This is a genomic window from Achromobacter sp. Marseille-Q4954, from assembly GCF_943737025.1.
Lineage (GTDB): Bacteria > Pseudomonadota > Gammaproteobacteria > Burkholderiales > Burkholderiaceae_B > Achromobacter > Achromobacter bronchisepticus_A.
Window position 1 is genome coordinate 3,824,478 of the sequence record NZ_CALSFQ010000001.1, and the last position, 18,443, is coordinate 3,842,920.

16 protein-coding genes and 1 pseudogene are annotated in these 18,443 nt (G+C 66.0%); 3 read left to right on the top strand and 14 right to left on the bottom strand.

The window, feature by feature from the left end:
• Window positions 1–18: 18 nt before the first annotated feature.
• Window positions 19–987, bottom strand: coding sequence for a LysR substrate-binding domain-containing protein (locus tag NGK62_RS17955; RefSeq protein WP_059378848.1), 969 nt, complete (start codon window positions 985–987; stop codon window positions 19–21).
• Window positions 988–1,094: 107 nt separating this feature from the next.
• Here NGK62_RS17955 and NGK62_RS17960 point away from each other — a divergent pair, with 107 nt between their 5' ends.
• A complete protein-coding gene (locus NGK62_RS17960; RefSeq protein ID WP_251879483.1) occupies window positions 1,095–3,395 on the top strand; it encodes an NADP-dependent malic enzyme in 2,301 nt (766 codons plus the stop codon).
• Window positions 3,396–3,506: 111 nt separating this feature from the next.
• On the opposite strand, the gene NGK62_RS17965 is transcribed toward NGK62_RS17960, so the two are convergent.
• From NGK62_RS17965 to NGK62_RS17975, 3 genes are all read right to left on the bottom strand, one after another.
• Window positions 3,507–3,887 carry a hypothetical protein gene (locus NGK62_RS17965; protein ID WP_118934919.1) on the bottom strand — a complete coding sequence of 127 codons (381 nt, stop codon included), beginning with the start codon at window positions 3,885–3,887 and terminating at the stop codon, window positions 3,507–3,509.
• A 148-nt stretch (window positions 3,888–4,035) separates the two neighbouring features.
• Complete coding sequence (locus NGK62_RS17970) at window positions 4,036–4,392, bottom strand: DUF4148 domain-containing protein (protein ID WP_042794901.1); 357 nt, start codon at window positions 4,390–4,392, stop codon at window positions 4,036–4,038.
• Window positions 4,393–4,689: 297 nt separating this feature from the next.
• Entirely contained in the window at window positions 4,690–4,905 is a 216-nt protein-coding gene (locus NGK62_RS17975) for a SlyX family protein (RefSeq protein ID WP_059377677.1), read from the bottom strand.
• 78 nt (window positions 4,906–4,983) lie between these two features.
• Between NGK62_RS17975 and NGK62_RS17980 the strand changes: the two are divergent.
• Window positions 4,984–7,070: pseudogene (locus NGK62_RS17980) on the top strand (TonB-dependent receptor domain-containing protein).
• A 9-nt stretch (window positions 7,071–7,079) separates the two neighbouring features.
• Here NGK62_RS17980 and NGK62_RS17985 read toward each other — a convergent pair.
• Window positions 7,080–7,712 (bottom strand): nitrogen fixation protein NifQ, encoded by a 633-nt coding sequence (locus NGK62_RS17985; protein WP_251879485.1) that lies wholly within the window; start codon window positions 7,710–7,712, stop codon window positions 7,080–7,082.
• Window positions 7,713–7,882: 170 nt separating this feature from the next.
• On the opposite strand from NGK62_RS17985, the gene NGK62_RS17990 reads away from it, so the two are divergent.
• Window positions 7,883–10,393: an ankyrin repeat domain-containing protein gene (locus NGK62_RS17990; protein WP_251879487.1), complete on the top strand. Its 2,511-nt coding sequence runs from the start codon at window positions 7,883–7,885 to the stop codon at window positions 10,391–10,393.
• Window positions 10,394–10,475: 82 nt separating this feature from the next.
• On the opposite strand, the gene cyoD is transcribed toward NGK62_RS17990, so the two are convergent.
• The 9 genes from cyoD to NGK62_RS18035 form a co-directional block, all read right to left on the bottom strand.
• Window positions 10,476–10,826, bottom strand: a complete 351-nt coding sequence (gene cyoD / locus NGK62_RS17995) for a cytochrome o ubiquinol oxidase subunit IV (protein WP_054451659.1) — start codon at window positions 10,824–10,826, stop codon at window positions 10,476–10,478.
• Window positions 10,826–11,440, bottom strand: coding sequence for a cytochrome o ubiquinol oxidase subunit III (cyoC, locus tag NGK62_RS18000; protein WP_042794897.1), 615 nt, complete (start codon window positions 11,438–11,440; stop codon window positions 10,826–10,828). The genes cyoD and cyoC overlap by 1 nt, the downstream gene beginning before the upstream one ends.
• 3 nt (window positions 11,441–11,443) lie before the next feature.
• Entirely contained in the window at window positions 11,444–13,420 is a 1,977-nt protein-coding gene (cyoB, locus tag NGK62_RS18005; RefSeq protein WP_251879489.1) for a cytochrome o ubiquinol oxidase subunit I, read from the bottom strand.
• 2 nt (window positions 13,421–13,422) lie between these two features.
• Window positions 13,423–14,331, bottom strand: a complete 909-nt coding sequence (gene cyoA, locus NGK62_RS18010) for a ubiquinol oxidase subunit II (RefSeq protein WP_251879491.1) — start codon at window positions 14,329–14,331, stop codon at window positions 13,423–13,425.
• 258 nt (window positions 14,332–14,589) lie between these two features.
• Window positions 14,590–15,141 (bottom strand): response regulator transcription factor, encoded by a 552-nt coding sequence (locus NGK62_RS18015; RefSeq protein ID WP_042794894.1) that lies wholly within the window; start codon window positions 15,139–15,141, stop codon window positions 14,590–14,592.
• A gap of 5 nt (window positions 15,142–15,146) precedes the next feature.
• On the bottom strand, window positions 15,147–16,349 hold the full coding sequence (locus NGK62_RS18020) for a HAMP domain-containing histidine kinase (RefSeq protein ID WP_059377685.1): 1,203 nt from the start codon (window positions 16,347–16,349) through the stop codon (window positions 15,147–15,149).
• Window positions 16,350–16,582: 233 nt separating this feature from the next.
• Complete coding sequence (locus NGK62_RS18025; protein WP_059377687.1) at window positions 16,583–16,942, bottom strand: DUF4148 domain-containing protein; 360 nt, start codon at window positions 16,940–16,942, stop codon at window positions 16,583–16,585.
• 246 nt (window positions 16,943–17,188) lie between these two features.
• On the bottom strand, window positions 17,189–17,683 hold the full coding sequence (locus NGK62_RS18030; RefSeq protein WP_251879493.1) for a copper chaperone PCu(A)C: 495 nt from the start codon (window positions 17,681–17,683) through the stop codon (window positions 17,189–17,191).
• 28 nt (window positions 17,684–17,711) lie between these two features.
• Entirely contained in the window at window positions 17,712–18,335 is a 624-nt protein-coding gene (locus tag NGK62_RS18035) for an SCO family protein (RefSeq protein WP_059377692.1), read from the bottom strand.
• Window positions 18,336–18,443: the final 108 nt, after the last annotated feature.

An 18,443-nucleotide genomic window follows, 5' to 3' on the forward strand; every position in this document is an offset into this window, starting at 1 on the left:
TTTCCCGCTGGACGCGGATCAGGCGGGCGGCCGCGCACCCTTGGTATAGGCCTCGCGCAGCGCGGCGGCGAACAGCGCGTCGACGTTGCGGCGCAGACCGTCGGCGCGCGTGAACAGCGCGATTGGCGGCAGGGTCCAGTCGAAGGAATACGGCACGATGGCCGCGCCCGCGATGCGCACCAGCTCGTCGGCGATGTCGGCGGGCAGGATGGCGACGGCGCGGTCGCTGGCCACGATCATTTCGCCGATCAGCTTGGACGAGTCGCTTTGCACCGACGGCGTCGGGGGCGCCAGCCCGGCGCGCAGGAAGATCTCGGACACCTGTTCGCGGATCGGGCTGTCCGGCGTGCCCAGGATCCAGTCCAGGTCGGCCAGCCGGTTCCATTCCAGCCGCGAGCGGCCCAGGCGGGCGGCCAGCCGGCGGCTGGCGATCAGGCGCGGCTGCTGGTGGTACAGCACCTCGAAGCCCAGGTTGTCCATGTCCACCGAAGGCGTGGCCCAGCCCACCACCAGGTCCAGCGTGTGGTCGCGCAGCTGCCGCAGCAGCGCCGGCCCCTGGCCTTCGTGGATGGTGGCGGTGATGCGGCGGCCCTGGGGCAGGGTGCGGCTGATGGCGGACGACAGCATCTGGCCGGACACGAAGGGGATGACGCCGATGTGCAGATGGGCGGCATGGCCGGCCGCCACGGCCTCCATTTCCTGGACCAGATGGCCCAGGTCGTGGACCAGGGCGCGGGCCCGCGCCAGCACCACCGCGCCCAGGGGCGTGGGCGTCATGCCGCGCACCGAGCGTTCGAACAGAGGCACGTCGAACATGCTTTCCAGTTCGGCCAGGGCATTGGTCACGGCCGGCTGGCTGGTGGCCATGTGTTCGGCCACCCGGGTCAGCGAGCCGTGCTGCTCGATCTGCAGCAGCAGCACCAGGTGGCGCATCTTCAGCCGCGAGGTCAGTTTCCGGATAACCAGGTCCGGATCAAAGGCTGTCATAGGCGATGCATAAGGTAAAGATTATGGGACGATATTAAAGTTGAATGATCTGCTTATGTATTGGAGCCTAGAATTTTTCCTATATCAAGACTAGGAGGCTCAGCCCCATGAATACGCAATCGGATCGCCAGGCAGCACTGGACTATCACGAGTTCCCCACCCCGGGGAAGATCTCCGTCGTGGCGTCCAAGCCGCTGGTCAACCAGCGCGACCTGGCCCTGGCGTACTCGCCCGGCGTGGCGGCGGCCTGCGAAGAAATCGTGGCCGATCCGGCCAATGTGTACCGGTACACCGGCCGCGGCAACCTGGTGGGCGTGATCACCAACGGCACCGCGGTGCTGGGCCTGGGCAACATCGGCGCGCTGGCCTCCAAGCCGGTGATGGAAGGCAAGGCGGTGCTGTTCAAGAAGTTCGCCGGCCTGGACGTGTACGACATCGAAATCAACGAGACCGACCCGGACAAGCTGGTCGAGATCATCGCGGGCCTGGAAGCCACCTTCGGCGGCATCAACCTCGAAGACATCAAGGCTCCGGAGTGCTTCACGGTCGAACGCAAGCTGCGCGAGCGCATGAAGATTCCCGTTTTCCATGACGACCAGCACGGCACGGCCATCACCGTTTCGGCCGCCTTCATCAACGGCCTGAAGGTCGTGGGCAAGGACATCAAGCAGGTCAAGGTGGTGACTTCGGGCGCAGGCGCCGCCGCGCTGGCCTGCCTGGACCTGATGGTGGACCTGGGCCTACCGCTGGAAAACGTCTGGGTCACCGACATCGAAGGCGTGGTCTACGAAGGCCGCACCGTGCTGATGGACCCGGACAAGGCGCGCTTCGCGCAGAAGACCGACGCCCGCAAGCTGGCCGAAGTGATCCACGACGCCGACGTGTTCCTGGGCCTGTCGGCCGGCGGCGTGCTCAAGCCGGAAATGGTTGCGGCCATGGGTCCGCGCCCGCTGATCCTGGCGCTGGCCAACCCCACGCCCGAAATCCTGCCGGAAGTGGCGCAGTCGGTGCGCGATGACGTGGTCATGGCGACCGGCCGTTCGGACTATCCGAACCAGGTCAACAACGTACTGTGCTTCCCCTACATCTTCCGCGGCGCGTTGGACGTGGGCGCCACCACCATCACCCGCGAAATGGAAAAGGCGGCGGTGTACGCCATTGCCGAGCTGGCCGAGGAAGAGCAGAACGAAGTGGTGGCCGCGGCCTATGGCACCTACGATATTTCGTTCGGTCCCGAATACCTGATTCCCAAGCCCTTCGATCCGCGCCTGATCGTGCGCATCGCCCCGGCGGTGGCCAAGGCCGCAATGGAAGGCGGCGTGGCGACGCGTCCGCTGGCCGATCTGGAAGCCTACGAAGAGCAGCTGCAGCAGTTCGTGTACCACTCGGGCGCCTTCATGAAGCCGTTGTTCTCGGCGGCCAAGCGCATCGTGCGCGAAGGCGGCAAGTCTCGCATCGTGTTCACGGAAGGCGAAGACGAGCGCGTGCTGCGCGCGGTGCAGGTGATCGTGGACGAAGGCCTGGCCCGTCCCATCCTGGTGGGCCGTCCCGCCGTCCTGCTGTCGCGCATCGAGAAGTTCGGCCTGCGCCTGCGTCTGGGCGAGGACGTCGAAGTCACCAACCCGGAATACGACGAACGCTTCCACCAGTACTGGACCACGTACTGGGAACTGATGTGCCGCCGCGGCATCACCAAGGAAATGGCGCGCGTGGAAATGCGCCGCCGCCTGACCCTGATCGGCGCGATGATGGTGCACCTGGGCGACGCCGACGGCATGGTTTGCGGCACGGTGGGCGCGTACCACGATCACCTGCGCTTCGTGGACGAGGTCATCGGCCGCCGTCCTGGCCACAACGTGTACGCCGCCATGAACATCCTGCTGCTCAACGAGCGCACGGTGGTGCTGGTGGACACGCACGTCAACGATGAACCCTCGGCCGAGCAGATCGCCGAGTTCACGGTGATGGCGGCGCAGGAAATGGCGCGCATGAACCTGGCGCCCAAGGTCGCGCTGCTGTCGCGTTCGAACTTCGGTTCGGGCAGTTCGGCCTCGGGCGCGAAGATGCGCCGCGCGCTGGAACTGGTGCGCCAGGCCGCGCCGGAACTTGAGATCGACGGTGAAATGCACGGCGATTGCGCGCTGGACGAAGCGCTGCGCATGCGCATCCTGCCCTCGTCTTCGCTCAAGGGCGAGGCCAATCTGCTGGTGTGCCCGAACGTGGACTCGGGCAACATCGCCTACAACCTGTTGAAGACGGCCGCAGGCGGCAACGTGGCAGTGGGTCCGTTCCTGCTGGGCGCCAACGCCCCGGTGCACATCCTGACCTCCAGCTCCACCGTGCGTCGCATCATCAATATGACCGCGATGACGGTGCTGGACGCCAACCGCGTCGAAGCCTCGGCCTGATCCTGCTTGCGCGCCCTTGCGGCGCGCGGACCAGGCGAAAAAAACGCGCCGCCCCATCCCTGGATGGAGCGGCGCGTTTTTTATGCGCTCGGGCGCTGGAGTCCGGCGCGCTTAGTTGCTGCTGGCCTTCCAGGTGCCGTCCGGCTGCTTGCAGAACCAGAACTGCCACTTTTCGGTGGTGGCGCCGCGGGCGAAATCGCCAACCAGGAAGCGGCAGACGCGGTCGTCCTTGAGTTTGCTGGTCTGCGTGGGGGTCAGCTGCACCGTGATGGGCGGCGCCTTGCGCGGCTGGTGCGTGCTGCTCCACTGGGTGCGCTGGCCGTCGGCCGAGTTGTTCAGCGCCTGCACCACGGCGTCACGGTAGGAGGGCTGATCGGCCTTGGGGATCTGCGTGATGATGGCATTGTTCAGCATCACTGGAGGCGCGGCAAAGGCCGGCGCGGCGATGCCGCAAGCCACCAGCAAAGAGGCGAGAACGCGAGTGTGTTTCAAGATGGGCTCCCTGTTGAGTCGTAGTGTTATGCCTGATCTTGGGGCGATAGTACGCGAACGGATGGAACAATGCCTTGCGCAGGCGAAAAAAGGCCGCCAGAAGCTGGCGGCCAAGGTACAACAAGGGGAGGGGTAAATCCGCGTGCGCTCAGTTGGCGTGGTAGACGCCTTGGAAGGGCACGTTGTTCGGTTCCACATCGGCCATCTGGCCGGCAGCGCGGGCGGCGGCCAGTTCGGCGCGCACTTCAGCGCGGGTCTTGCCGGTGTGGGGCGTGCCGTAGACGCCTTGGAAAGGCACGTTGTTCGGTTCCACTTCAGCCATCTGGCCGGCAGCCTTGGCAGCGGCCAGTTCGGCCTGCACCTGGGCGCGGGTCGGGCCTTCATAAGGGGTGCCGTAGACGCCCTGGAACGGGACGTTGTTGGGTTCGATGTTGGGCGAGGCGGCGTAGGCGCCGGCGCTTAGCGCGGCCAGGGACATCATCAAGGCGGTAGCGAGGGTCTTCATGGTAAATCTCCGATTTCAAGAGCTTTGGGAGCGAATCGGCGGCCTATCCGTCTGGTTCGTTGCTGTTTCCCGATGGCTCAATAGTGCGCTGAATCGGGCTAGGGATAAACCCGTATATCGGTAAAAGATATTCCCACCAGTGGAAAGATAGCTAATTTATTAGGATATATTTTCCATTGATGGAATCGGGGACGGATTTTCAGGCGTGAGCAAACCTGGAATACGGCGATTCCATGCGGTTTGGGCGTGATAGGGGGAAGGCAGCGCGGACGCGCTGCCCGTACCGCAGGCGCAGCGTCAGTAGTGCGGCGGTATTTCGTCGCGCAGGCTGCGGAAGGGGGCGCCGCCCTCGGGCGCCTGCTGGCGCAGGTCGGCCACTTCGCGCATCAGCCGGTCTATCTGCTGTTGCTGGCGCACGATGATCTGGTTGAGCTGTTCCAGCATATCGTCCGAGAAGCTGGCCTTGACCTCCAGCTCCAGCAGGCGGCGTTCGATGTCTTGCAAGTTATCCATGGCGGGTATTAGAACCGATTCCCGCCGCGGCCCCTACAGGAGGCGTGTTTGGCGCAGCGGCAGTGGTGGCGTACGGGCGTGGGGCATTGGGCCGTGCATGGCCTGCTGGCGTCGTTGCCGGCCGGAATCGCCTGGGCGCAGGAAGCCGAACCGCTCCTGCCCGCGGTGGTGGTGACGGGCACGCGCCTGGGTACCGCGGTGCTGGATACCCCCGCTTCGGTCAACGTGGTGGAGGGTGCGGCCATGCGCCTGCAGCAGCCGGGCATCAACCTGTCCGAGGGTCTGGCCGGCGTACCCGGCCTGCAGATCCAGAACCGCCAGAACTACGCGCAGGACCTGCAGATCTCCAGCCGCGGCTTTGGCGCGCGCTCCACCTTCGGCGTGCGCGGCGTGCGGCTGTACGTGGACGGCATCCCGGCCACCATGCCGGACGGCCAAGGGCAGACCTCGAACATCGACATAGGCTCCATCGGCAGCGTCGAAGTGCTGCGGGGGCCGTTTTCGGCGCTGTACGGCAATTCCTCGGGCGGCGTGATCCAGGTGTCGACCGAGGATGGCGTGGCGCCGCCGTCGCTCACGGCCAGCGGCTGGGGCGCCAGCTACGGCACCTGGCGCTACGGCGCCCGCGCCAACGGCGCCAGCGGCGGACTGGACTACGTGCTGGACCTGACCCGTTTCACCACCGACGGCTACCGCGACCACAGCGCCGCCCGCAAGAACCTGGGCAACGCCAAGCTGGGCCTGCAGCTGGACGACGCCAGCCGCCTGACCCTCGTGGCCAACAGCGTGGATCTCAAGGCCCAGGATCCGCTGGGCCTGACCTATCAACAGTTCCAGGACGATCCGCGCGCGGCGCCGCTGGCCGAGCAGTACGACACCCGCAAGACGGTCAGGCAGACCCAGGGCGGGGCGATCTACGAGCGCCAGGTCGACAGCCGCAATACCTTGCGGGTGATGGTCTATTACGGCCAGCGCGACACCACGCAGTACCAAGCCATTCCTCCTGCCGCGCAGACGGCGCCCACCCAGGCCGGCGGCGTCATCGACCTGAAGCGGCAATACGGCGGGGCGGACCTGCGCTGGACCTCCGAGCTGACGATGGCGGGCCGGCCGCTGACCGTGATCGGCGGCTTTTCCTACGATTCCATGCGCGAAGACCGCAAGGGCTACCAGAACTACACCGGCGCAGGCGCCAGCCGCCAACTGGGCGTGCAGGGGGCGCTGCGGCGCGACGAGACCAATACCGTCTCTACAACGCCGATCCTTATCTGCAGGCTTCCTGGCAGGTGTCGCCGCGCTGGACGCTGGACGCGGGCTTGCGCTTCAGCACCGTCAGTTTCGATTCCAACGACCACTACCTCGCGCCGGGCAACGTCGACGACAGCGGCGACGCGCGCTATCGCAAGGCCTTGCCGGTGGCGGCCATCCGCTATGCGCCGGACACCGATCTGAGCTTCTATGCGTCATATGGCCGGGGCTTCGAGACGCCGACGCTCAACGAGATTTCGTATCGGCCCGGGGGCCAGCCCGGCTTGAATTTCGGGCTGGCCCCCGCGCTCAGCACCAACCTGGAGGCCGGCGTGAAGGCGAACCTGGCAGGCGGCCTGCTGACGGCCGCCGTGTTCCATACGGGCACCGAAGATGAGATCGTCTCCGCGGGCAGCTCGGGCGGACGGACCACGTACCAGAACGCCGGCCGCACGCGGCGCGACGGCGTGGAACTGGGCTGGTCCGGCGAATTCGCCCGCCACGGCCGCGCGCAGCTCGCCTATACCTGGCTGAATGCGCGTTATGCCGATGACGGACCCGGCGACATCCGCGCCGGCAACAAGATCCCCGGCATCGCGCGCCAGGCCGCCTTCGCCTCGCTGGCCTGGGCGCCGCCCGAAGGTTGGCAGGCCACGGTGGAAGGGCGTTTCCTCAGCAAGATCTACGTGAACGACGCCAACGACGGCGATGCGCCCGCCTATTTCGTGGCGGCCTTGAGCGCGGGCTATGTGTTCAAGGCGGGGGCCTGGGAACTGAACGCTTATGGTCGCGTGGACAATCTGTTCGACCGCCGCTACGCCGGGTCCGTGATCGTCAACGAGACCAATGGGCGCTACTACGAACCGGCAGCCGGGCGCAGTCTGGGAGCGGGCCTGGGGGCAACGTACCGGTTCTGAAGCCGGGCCTCAGTCCGGCATGTCCGGATAGCAGAAGCCATAGTCCTCGCAGGCCGGACAGCCCGGCGCCGCGGCCGGCGGCAGGCCCGCCTGTTCACAGGCGGAATAGGCCAGGAACTGCTTCCAGCGCAGGTTGCGCACATTGCGCACCACCAGTCCCGGATAGTGGCGCGCCAGCAGGAAAGTCACGTCCTCGCGGCCCGACAGGCCCAGGTCCCGCCACAGATGGTCGGGCCGCAGACAGGCCTGGGTCAGCACGCTGCTGACCCAGGGCGTGGTCCCCGCGCCGGGGGCGGCCCAGGTGTCCAGCAGCGCGCGCAACAGACGCGTGAATTCGGTTTGAGCGGCATCCATGCCGCGGGCCGGGTAGATGGCGGCTTGCTCGCGCAAGTCCGCCAGCGCGGGATCATGGCCCGTCAGCGCGCCGGGGAAGAGGCGCGCGATCAGGCCTTCCAGTTCCCGGGACGACAGGCCGCAGCGTCCCAGGTCGCCGCAGGCCAGGCTCTTGCCGATGACCGTGGCGAAGAATCCCGCGTCGGGATGGCCGGGCGGCGCATGGCGCAGCAGCGCGCCGGCGAACCGCAATGTGGGACCGGCGCTGTCGGCCGGGGCTGGTGCGGGGGCGATGGAAACGGCGTGCATGGTCGGGGTTGCGTCGTCCGCGGGATTATTAAACTGTTAATGAAGTCGTTATGTTGTTCAATATATAACGAAAGCTGTCCGCAGTCTTTGCGGTATCGCAGGGGGGGCGTGGCGGGACCGGGAAGGCGCGTATCATCGGCCTCTTTCCATCCGTCCCCAGAAGCTTCCGCATGCCGCGTCCGTTCCGTCCCGCAGTCTCCCGCCTGTTCGGCGCCGTCGCGTTGGCGCTGGCCGGCCTGGCCGCCGCGCCGCAGTGGGCGATGGCTTCCGATATCGGCGCCGTCATCGAGTCTGCCCGCCTGTCGCGCTATCCGCTGCGGGAACCCGAGAAGCGCGTGTGGGGTACCGAGAACCTCAAGGACGCGGTGCTGGTCGGAGAGTTGCAGAGCCGGCTGTACCTGTACCGCTATGTGCGGGAACCGGGTGGGAAATTCAGGCCGGATTTTCGTTCCGGACCGTTGGTGATGTACTCGCCCACCGGAATCAAGACCGACAAGGAGAGCGTAAGGGTCAGGATGCCTCGCGACGGGGAAAGCCATTATTGGGTGGGCTATTCCTACGATGGCGATCTGTGGGTGACCGGCTTTCTGGTGGACGAGGAGGGCAGTGCCTACGAGGTGACCGCGGATAATTCCGCCGCGATCGTGAGCAGCGACCAGCCCTGGGATGATGTGCGCAAAGCCCGGATCCTGGCGGCGTTGCGGCCGCCGCTGGCGGACTACCCGGACTTGTTGAAGACGTTTCCCGAATCCATCAGCTTCGAGCATCGGCCGCGGCCGGACCTGAAGGCCGGGCTGCTGGACGTACACCGGCATGTCCGCGGCATTCCGCGTGCGCAGACCGCCGAGTTCCGGCGCGCGCTGGGAGAGCTGCGCAGCTTTTTCTGGCGCAACGATTATCGGGATGTCGATCCCACCGGCAAGGATCCCGAGGTGTTGACGGCCTTCAACGACTACGGCTTCTGGCTGGCCGAATCGGGCGAGGCGCAGGAAGCCGACCTCTTTCTCGGCGAGGTGCTGCGGCGCGATCCGGCGCGCACGGCGGCGTACCTGAACCGCGCCGATGCACGCTGGCAGCAGGCAGGAAAGGCGGGCGACAAGCGCGGCCATTTCGAGGCCTTGGCGCGCGAGGATTACCGGCAGTATTGCTCGCGCCGGCTGGCCGCGCAGGAACCCATTCCCGGCAACATCGCCGGCCGCATCGGCGCGGCGCTCGGCGTGCCGGCCCTGGACGCGGCGGCCTGCCGGCCGCGCCTGGCCATCTTCCAGGCGATCCAGGCCGGCGATGTCGCCGCGGTGCAGGCTGAATTGGCGCGCGGGCAAGACCCCAACGGCGTCAACGAAAACGGCACGCCGGCGCTGGCCGCCGCGGTAGCGCGCAAGCAGCTGGAGATCGTGCGTATATTGCTTGCGGCAGGCGCCCGGGCCGACGGCTCCAACAACGGCTACCCGCTATTGGCCAGCGCGCTGCCGGACGGTCAGGACTCGCGGCCGGACGCCGAGCGCTATGCGTTGGCCGACACGCTGATCGCCGCAGGCGCGCCCGTGGATGCCGTGGACAGCGGCGGCACGCCGCTGCTGATGCGGCGCATTTCCTACTACAGCGGCGACAAGGACAATCTGCTCTATCTTCTGGACAAGGGGGCCAATCCGAACGCCCGCGAGAAGAACGGGCGCTCGCTGCTGCATGCCGCCATGCAGAGCACGAAGAACTTCTGGTACGCCGAAAAGCTGTTGAACAAGGGCGCGGACATCAACGCCGCCTACGTGCGCATGTACTACGGCAACCGAGCGATGTGGGAAACGCCGCTGCTGGAAGCCCTGCGTGAATCCCTCGGCGGCGAGCTGGCGCCTGGGGTGGCCTATCCGATTCCCGAGCGGGTGAGCTTCGCGCTGGCCCATGGCGCGGATCCGGCCGTGGGCGGCTACGGCGAGGGCAAGGCGCTGGAGCGCAACGGCCTGAACGAAGCGCTGAGCCTGGCGGCGCGCTATATGCAGCCGGCGCTGGTGGACCAGTTGGTCCAGGCCGCAGGCAAGCCGCAAGCGCCGCTGACGCCGGAATCGCTGTCCAGCCTGTTGAGCGTGTGGAACCAGGTCGAGGTCCGTGCGGCGATCAAACAGAACGGCCCGGATTGGGACGAACTGCGCGCCCGGCTGCGCGCCACGGCGGCGCGTTTGCTGGCGGCCGGCGTGCCGCTGACGCAGGCCTCCGATGCGACCGGCGTGCTGGTCAACCGGATCGCGCCGCTGAGCCTGCCGTGGCTGCCGGACGACTTGTACCTGCAATGGCTGCAGGCGGGCGCCGATGTGTCGGATCGCACCGATCAAGGCATCCGCATCCAGGGCGTGGCCGACCCCGACGCGCTGCCGCTGGTCATCATGCTGAGGCTGGGCCAGGAGGCCAAGGCAAAAATGCTGCTGGAACACGACGCCGGCCTGTACCGCACGCCCTGGCGCTGCGGCGCGGCGGTGGCCGACATGCTGGCCTGGCAAGCGAGCCAGGACGGCAGCCCGCAGGGACCGGCAGGCGCGCGCGCGGTGAAGCAGGTGCTGGATAGCGCCGAGGCCGCGCCCGCCTGCGACCTGAACCAGCGCGCTCGGGTGCAGCCTTTCGTGGGGGTCAGCGCAAGCGAACTGGCGCGCCGCGCCAATATCACGCTGAGTTTGCGGCCGGCCGGCTGAGGCCGACGCGATCGCAGGATCACCGCGCAAAAAAACAGGCGCCCGCAGGCGCCTGTTTTTTTGCTTCAACGGCGAGACGTCATTACATGGCGTGGCCCATGTTGACGTTCATGTTGTACAGCACCCATGCCGAACCGCCGACGATGATGGCGATGATCATGACGGTGAAGACAAACGTGGCCAGGTTGTCGCGGGCCGACTTCGATGCGCCCATGTGCAGGAAGTACACCAGTTGCACCAGCAACTGGAGCACGCACAGCGCAACCACGCCGGCAATGGTGATGGCGTGGGACAGTCCGCCGTTCATCACCAGGCCGAAGGAGCCGAAGGTGAGAAGCAGCGAAAGCACGAAACCGATGATGTAGGACTTCAGGCTGCCGTGGTCGGCGGCGTGATCGTCGTGGCCGTGTGCGGCCGCAGCGGAGTGCGACATCAGATGGCTCCCATGAGATAGACGAAGGTGAAGACGCAGATCCAGACGATGTCCAGGAAGTGCCAGAACAGGCTCAGGCACGCCAGACGACGCTTGTTGATCGAGTCCAGGCCATGGCGGCGGATCATGTCCAGCAGGACGATGATCCAGATCAGGCCAAAGGTGACGTGCAGGCCGTGCGTGCCGATCAGCGTGAAGAACGCCGACAGGTACGCGCTGCGGCCCGGGCCGGCGCCGATCGAGATCAGGTGATGGAATTCATAGACTTCCATCGCGATGAAGCCCGCGCCGAACAGGAACGTCACCATCAACCAGCCCATGGCGCGGCTCTTGTTGTTGGCGTGCACGTTCAGGTTGGCCATGCCGAACGTGAAGCTGGAGAACAACAGCAACAGCGTTTCGACCAGCACGAACTTCAGATCGAACAGTTCCTTGCCCGTCGGGCCGCCCGCGGTGGCGTTGAACAACACCGCGAACGTGGCGAACAGTACCGAGAAGATCAGCAAGTCGCTCATCAGATAGACCCAGAAACCGAATACGGTCTTGGATCCATCGTCATGATGCGCGTGATCGTCGTGACCCGCGTGGGGGTGAGTGGCTACGGCTTGAATCATGGCTCAGGCGGCCTTCTGCATTTTGTCAAAGTGAGCGTTTTCGATGCGTTCGACTTCCGCGGCCGGGACCCAGTAGTCGACGTCGCGGTCATAGGCGCGGACGATGAACGAACCGATCATGCCGACGAAACCGACGATGGACAGCCACCAGATGTGCCAGATCAGCGCAAAGCACATGACCAGGCCAAAGGCGCCGATGAATACGCCGGCGGCGGTGTTCTTCGGCATGTGGATGTCTTCGTACTTGGCCGGGCGCTTGTAGGCCTTGCCGTTCTGCTTGTCTTCCCAGAACTGGTCCAGCTCATCAACCTTCGGCACGTGGGCGAAGTTGTAGAAAGGAGCGGGCGAAGAGATGGCCCATTCCAGCGTGCGGCCATCCCAGGGGTCGCCCGTGATGTCCTGGTTCTGCTTGCGCTGGCGGATCGAGACGAACACTTGCTGCAGCAGGAACCAGATGCCCAGCATGATCAGCGCGGCGCCAGCCAGGGCGACCAGCAGGTACGGCTGCCATTCGGGGTTGTCGTAGTGGTTCAGGCGGCGGGTCATGCCCTTGAAGCCCAGGATGTACAGGGGCATGAAGGCCAGGAAGAAGCCGACGAACCAGCAGTAGAACGAGTAGCGGCCCAGACGCTCATTCAGCTTGAAGCCGAAGGCCTTGGGGAACCAGTAGGTCATGCCGGCGATGCACCCGAACACCACGCCACCGATGATGGTGTTGTGGAAGTGGGCGATCAGGAACAGGCTGTTGTGCAGCACGAAGGACACGCCGGGGATGGCCAGCATCACGCCGGTCATGCCGCCGATGACGAACACGATCATGAAGCCCAGCGTCCACAGCACCGGCGTGGTGATGCGCAGGCGGCCGCGGTAGATGGTGAACAGCCAGTTGAAGATCTTCGCGCCCGTCGGGATCGAGATGATCATTGTCGCTATGCCGAAGAAGGCATTGACGTTGGCTCCCGCGCCCATGGTGAAGAAGTGGTGCAGCCAGACCAGGAACGACAGCACGCCGATGGCGGCCGTGGCGTAGACCATGGACTTGTAGCCGAACAGGGTCTTGCGGGCGAAGGTGGCGACGATTTCCGAATACACGCCGAACGCCGGCAGCACCAGGATGTAGACCTCGGGGTGGCCCCAGATCCAGATCAGGTTCACGTACATCATGACGTTGCCGCCCATGTCGTTCGTGAAGAAGTGCGTGCCCAGGTAGCGGTCCATCGTCAGCAGCGCGAGCGTTGCGGCCAGCACGGGGAAGGCGGCGACGATCAGGACGTTGGTGACCAGCGAGGTCCAGGTGAAGATCGGCATCTTCATCAGGCTCATGCCCGGCGCGCGCATGCGCAGGATGGTCACGATGAAGTTGATGCCGCTAAGCGTGGTGCCCAACCCGGATATCTGCAGCGCCCAGATGTAGTAGTCCACGCCCACGCTCGGGCTGTAGTCCAGTCCGGAGAGCGGCGGATAGGCGAGCCAGCCGGTCGCGGCGAATTCGCCCACGAACAGCGAGATCATCATCAGCGCGACGCCGGCGCCGAACAGCCAGAAGCTCAGCGAGTTCAGGAACGGGTAGGCCACGTCGCGGGCGCCGATCTGCAGCGGCACCACGAGGTTCATCAGCCCGGTGATGAAGGGCATCGCCATGAAGAAAATCATGATGACGCCGTGGGCGGTAAAGATCTGGTCGTAGTGGTGCGGCGGCAGGAAGCCGGCCGAGTCGGCGGACGCGACCGCCAGCTGGGTACGCATCATGATGGCGTCGGCGAAGCCGCGCAGCAGCATGATCAGGGCGACGATGATGTACATCACGCCAATGCGCTTGTGGTCGACCGTGGTCAGCCATTCCGTCCAGAGGTACTTCCACTTCTGGAAGTAGGTGATGGCGCCGAAGACCGCTAGGCCTCCCAGGCACACGGCGGCCAGCGTAACCATGACGATGGGTTCATGGTACGGAATGGCCTCGAGGGTGAGTTTCCCGAGCATTGTTAGTTAATTCCTGCGATCAGATTGTTCGACGTGGGGGTGCACGTGGCGGAGTCCACGCCGGCCATCTTGGTCATGGTGCTGCCAAGAATGAAATCAAACATGGCGGGGGGCGCCGAGGAGTACTTGACGACCGGGTTGCGCTCGCTGCGCTTGGCCAGTTCCGCATAGACCTCGGGGGTCAGCGCGGTCGGGGCAGCCTTGGCTTCCTTGACCCAGTTGTCGAACCCTTCCTGCGACATCGCGATGGCCTTGAAGCGCATGCCGGAGAAGCCGGCGCCGCTGTAGTTGGCCGAAATGCCCGCGTAGGTGCCGGCTTCCGTCGCATTCAGGTGCAGCTTGGTCTCCATGCCGGCCATCGAGTAGATCTGGCTGCCCAGCTGGGGGATGAAGAACGAGTTCATGACCGTGGCCGAGGTGATCCGGAAGTTGACCGGAACATCGACCGGGAAGGCGATCTCGTTGACCGTGGCGATGTCGTACTCGGGGTAGATGAACAGCCACTTCCAATCCAGCGAAACCACCTCGATGGTGACCGGCTTGTGTTCGGATACGAGCGGCTTGTAGGGATCCAGCGCGTGCGTCGAGCGCCAGGTGATCACGGCCAGGATGGCCACGATGATACAAGGGACGGTCCAGACCACGACTTCGATCGCGGTGGAGTGGGCCCACTTGGGCTGGTAGTCAGCTTTGGTGTTGGATGCGCGGTATTTCCAGGCAAAAACCAGGATCATGACGATGACCGGAATCACGACGATGAGCATGAGCCCGGTCGCCGTGAACAGCAAAGTCTTTTCCTGAATGCCGATATCTCCCTTGGGGGAGAGGATTTCCATGTTGCAGCCGCCAAGCAGCATGACCGCGCCGACGCTCAGAATGCGCGTAAGGGTCGCAAGGAGGGGGTGTTTCACGTACAGCCTTGGATGGAGGGTGGGAAATGCTGCAGAGCAGCAAGCTGGAATGCTGCTAGGCAGCAACGTCCATCCTATCGGCTTGATATGGGTCAAGCATGCGACGAATGGTCGCATTGCCTGGGAGGATTCCGCCCCAAGGGGGGCAGATTCAGGGTTTTCCTAGGGGAGCAGGGGCTTGCTGCCAGGTTCCCGGGTGCGACGATATGTCGCACCCGCACATGTGGGGTCTGCGACAATTTGTCGCATCCGCACAAATCAGTCGATGAGCACTTCGCGTTCCGGCCCCGGTTTCTTGGCCAGTTTGCGCTGCAGGGAGCGCCGGTGCATGCCCAACAGGCGGGCCGCCGCCGAAACGTTGCCGCCGGTTTCGTGCAGGGCCTGGTGGATGTGCTCCCATTCTAGGCGGTGCAACGGTGTCATGGTGGTTTCGATCGTAACGTTTTCCGGCTTCACCAGGCCCAGGGTGCGCAGGATCATCGGCGCGGTGGCGGGCTTGGGCAGGTAGTCGTCGGCGCCGCGCTTGATGGCCTCGACGGCGGTGGCCACGCTGGCATAGCCGGTGACCAGCAGGATGCGCATGTCGGCGCGCAGGGCGCGCAGCGGGCGGATCAGGGTCAGGCCGGAGTCTTCGCCCAGGCGCAGGTCGACCAGGGCGAAGGCGGGGCGGATTTCCTCGGCCACGCGCAGCGCCTCGGCGATGCCGGTGGCGGTTCGGGTTTCCAGGCCGCGGCGCGACAGGCTGCGCTGCAGGGTGCGCACATACAGTTCGTCGTCGTCGATCAGCAGGCCAAGATCGGTTGGGTTCATTGCACTCAAGTCCCGGTACTCCCCAGCGGGAGGTAAAAGCGGATACGCGTGCCGCCGTCTTCGGCGGCGGTCATGGTCATTTCGCCGCCCATCTGTTCCACCGTGGCGTGCGACAGCGCCAGGCCCACGCCCAGCCCTCCCGGCTTGCCGCTGTTGAACAGGCTGGTCGCCGGCAGCAGGGTCTGGTCGGGATCGAAGCCCCGTCCGTAGTCCCTGACTTCGCCGCGCAAGGCGCCATAACCGTACTCCAGATGCAGGTCCACGCGGGGCGCGTCGGCGGCTTCGCCGGCGTCCGCCGCGTTGTTCAGCAGGGCCTGCAGCAGGTGGGCGATGGCCGGATCGACCCGCAGGCTGCCGGGCAGGGTGCCAGAGCGCTGCAGATCGATGGTCGGCCGGATCAGGCGCCATTGCCCCACCACGCGGACCAGGTCCACCGCGGTTGGGACCGCCAGATTGCGGATACGTTCCCGGCACAGGGCCAGCAGTTGGCTGAGCGTGGAGACGTCGGCGCGCAGGTCTTCGTCCTTGACCTCGGCGGCGATCTCGTCGGCCAGCAGGGTCATGGTTGCCAGCGGGGTGTTCAATTCATGCGCCATCGCCGCCGCGTGGGTGGCCAGGGCGACGATGCCTTCGTTGCGGGTGAAGCGTTCGCGCAGCCGCGCCAGTTCGCGCTCGCGGTCGCGCAGGTCCGAGGCCAGGCGGGTCGAAAACACCAGCACCACCACCACCGAAATCAGGAAGTTGGCGCCCATGCCCCAGAGCAGCAGGGTGTGGGTGTCGACGTCGCCGCGCAGGGGCTGGCCGAAGATCGCGGCCGCCGCGTAGCCCGAGATGCCCGCCACGGCCGCGGCCAGCGCCCAGTTGCGCGGCAGCGCCAGGGCCGCCAGCGCGGTCAGGATCAGGAACATCATGCCGAAGGGATTGCTGATGCCGCCGCTCCAGCCCACCATCCAGGCCAGCACCGCCATGTCCACGAACAGGTGGCCGAAGGCGGTGGCGTGGGACAGGTCGCGGCGGTGGCGCAGGCGCAGGCTGGCGTAGGCGTTGAAGCCGATCAGCGCGCCGACGCCGATCCACAGCGGCTCCAGCGGCAGGGCCAGGCCCAGCACGCTGCTGGCCAGCAGAATGGTGGCGGCTTGGCCCGCGATGGCGAGCCAGCGCAGGCTGCAGAGGGTACGCAGGAATGAAAAGGCGGAACTACCGGGCATATCCAGACACAGAGGTGCCGGCAGGCTGCCGGCGGGCACGCGCCCGGCTGCGCGGAACGCTGGCATCCGGCGCGCGGCGGCTGGGCCGGCTGCCGCCGCGCCTTCAGGCAGGCCGGCGGTGGATGTGCTGGCATTGTATGGCGAATCAGGCGCCGCCGCCGGTCAGCGGGCAATCAATGTGTCCCTGATATGCCTGCGTGACGCCCGGACCTGCCACCGTTCCGGCCTCTGTCTCAATGGATATCAGAGGTGCCGCTATGGGCCATCGCGGGCGGCGGGTAGTCTTCCTCGTCGGACGCCATCTGGCCCTGGATCTGCGCCTGCTGCAATTCCTGCTCAACCTGGGCGCGGGTTTCAGACTGGTGCGACATGACCGGGGGAGGATAGTCTTCGTCGCCGAAGGTGTACTGGCCGTTGGCCTTGGCCTGGGCCAGTTCGGCGCTGACCTGGTCCGCCGTCTTGGCGGCGGGGGCGGCGTAGGTGACGCGCCAGTCGCCGTAGAGGTCGTGGGTGTACTGCGTGGTCTGGGCCTGCACGGCCCCGGCGGCTGCCAAGCCGGCGCATAGCAATAAGGTCTTGCTGAGGGTCTTCATGAAACGCTCCTGGCAATCAAAGCTTGCGGCCATCGTGCCGGCCGCGCCGACGTCCGCGATGCTGCCTGCGGGCGATTCCTGGATGCGGGAAAGCCTGGCCGGGCGCGCCGCGATGGCGCGCGCCGGACCTTTTCCAATTCGACCCGGCGCGCGGCGCGGCGTTGCACGCAGGACGGCCTTGTTGCAATGAAGCTGTTTCAGGCGTGCAGCATAGCTGTCAAGCCACTTTCAGGGGACGCTGCGGGCTCAGTGGCCGTGGCCGGCGGCCGGGGCGGTTGCCGCGTTCAGCGGACGCGCCAGCGCGTCCACCGGCACGCGCCGCTGGCGTTTGTCGGCATCCTCGACGATGAGCGTCAGGGCAACGTGCTCGCCGGGCGAGATCTGGCCGGCCAGATCGATCAGCATCACGTGATAACCGCCGGGCTTGAGCTCCACGGTCTGGTTCGCGGGCAGCGCGATGCCCGGCACCTGGCGCATCTTCATGACGTTGTCCTGCATCGCCATTTCATGGATTTCGACGTGCTTGGCGGCCTGCGATTCCACGCCGACCAGGCGGCCGCCGGAGGCGGAGGTCAGGCGCATGAAGACGCCGGTGGCGTGCTGGCTGGGCACGGTGGAGCGCACCCAGGCGTCGTCCACCTTCAGGGCGGCATCCTGGGCCAACGCGGAAGGGCTGGCGCCGGCCAGGGCGCAGAAGGCGAAGGCGGCGGCCGCCAGGGATTTGATCGTGGTGTTTTTCATGAGGGTTGCCTCTATATATAGATTCTGGTCAGAGCACGGTGCGCAGGTCGTCCACGCATTCCTGCGCGCTTTGCTGATGGCGCAGGGCGATGCGCAGCTTGCCGCTGGCGTCGATGACGTAGGTCAGCGCGGTGTGGTCCATGGTGTAGGACGAGCCGGTCGCGACCTTCTGGTAGAAGACCTTGAACGATTGCGCGGCGGCGCGCGTCTGCTCGGCATTGCCGCGCAGGCCGACGAAGTCGGGATCGAAGGCCTGGGTATAGGCGCGCAGGATTTCCGGCGTGTCGCGTTCGGGATCGACGGTGATGAAGAGGACGCGCAGCTTCTTGGCGTCCGCGCCCAGCAGGCTCTTGATCTCGACGGCGCGGGTCAGCGCCGTGGGGCAGATGTCCGGGCATTGCGTGAAGCCGAAGAACAGCATGATCGGCTGGCCGGCGTAGTCGGCCAGCTTGCGCTCACGGCCCTCGGTGTCCTGCAGCTGGAAGTCGCCGGACGGCATGCCGGACAGATCCATGCCGTGCAGCTTGGGCGCATCGGGGCCGCAGCCTGCCAAGGCCAGCAGGGCGAAAGAGGACAGCAGCAGGCGGCGCCGCGGATCGGGCGCATGGGAGCGCGCCGCGCCGGATGGCGCGCGCAGAAAGGGGGAATGCATGAAAACCTCGTCGGTTGACGGTTCGTCCAGGGGCGCGGCGGGGCCGCGCGTGCAGGCGGAGTCAGGCGAGGCGTGGAGGAGCGCGGGAACCCAGCGGCGGTCCCGCGG

Excerpts from the sequence above, each read along its gene's own strand:
- NGK62_RS17955 (WP_059378848.1), bottom strand. The coding sequence starts at position 987 with ATGACAGCCTTTGATCCGGACCTGGTTATCCGGAAACTGACCTCGCGG.
- NGK62_RS17960 (WP_251879483.1), top strand. The coding sequence starts at position 1,095 with ATGAATACGCAATCGGATCGCCAGGCAGCACTGGACTATCACGAGTTC.
- NGK62_RS17970 (WP_042794901.1), bottom strand. The coding sequence starts at position 4,392 with ATGAAGACCCTCGCTACCGCCTTGATGATGTCCCTGGCCGCGCTAAGC.
- NGK62_RS17975 (WP_059377677.1), bottom strand. The coding sequence starts at position 4,905 with ATGGATAACTTGCAAGACATCGAACGCCGCCTGCTGGAGCTGGAGGTC.
- NGK62_RS17985 (WP_251879485.1), bottom strand. The coding sequence starts at position 7,712 with ATGCACGCCGTTTCCATCGCCCCCGCACCAGCCCCGGCCGACAGCGCC.
- NGK62_RS17990 (WP_251879487.1), top strand. The coding sequence starts at position 7,883 with ATGCCGCGTCCGTTCCGTCCCGCAGTCTCCCGCCTGTTCGGCGCCGTC.
- cyoD (WP_054451659.1), bottom strand. The coding sequence starts at position 10,826 with ATGTCGCACTCCGCTGCGGCCGCACACGGCCACGACGATCACGCCGCC.
- cyoC (WP_042794897.1), bottom strand. The coding sequence starts at position 11,440 with ATGATTCAAGCCGTAGCCACTCACCCCCACGCGGGTCACGACGATCAC.
- cyoB (WP_251879489.1), bottom strand. The coding sequence starts at position 13,420 with ATGCTCGGGAAACTCACCCTCGAGGCCATTCCGTACCATGAACCCATC.
- NGK62_RS18015 (WP_042794894.1), bottom strand. The coding sequence starts at position 15,141 with ATGAACCCAACCGATCTTGGCCTGCTGATCGACGACGACGAACTGTAT.
- NGK62_RS18020 (WP_059377685.1), bottom strand. The coding sequence starts at position 16,349 with ATGCCCGGTAGTTCCGCCTTTTCATTCCTGCGTACCCTCTGCAGCCTG.
- NGK62_RS18025 (WP_059377687.1), bottom strand. The coding sequence starts at position 16,942 with ATGAAGACCCTCAGCAAGACCTTATTGCTATGCGCCGGCTTGGCAGCC.
- NGK62_RS18030 (WP_251879493.1), bottom strand. The coding sequence starts at position 17,683 with ATGAAAAACACCACGATCAAATCCCTGGCGGCCGCCGCCTTCGCCTTC.
- NGK62_RS18035 (WP_059377692.1), bottom strand. The coding sequence starts at position 18,335 with ATGCATTCCCCCTTTCTGCGCGCGCCATCCGGCGCGGCGCGCTCCCAT.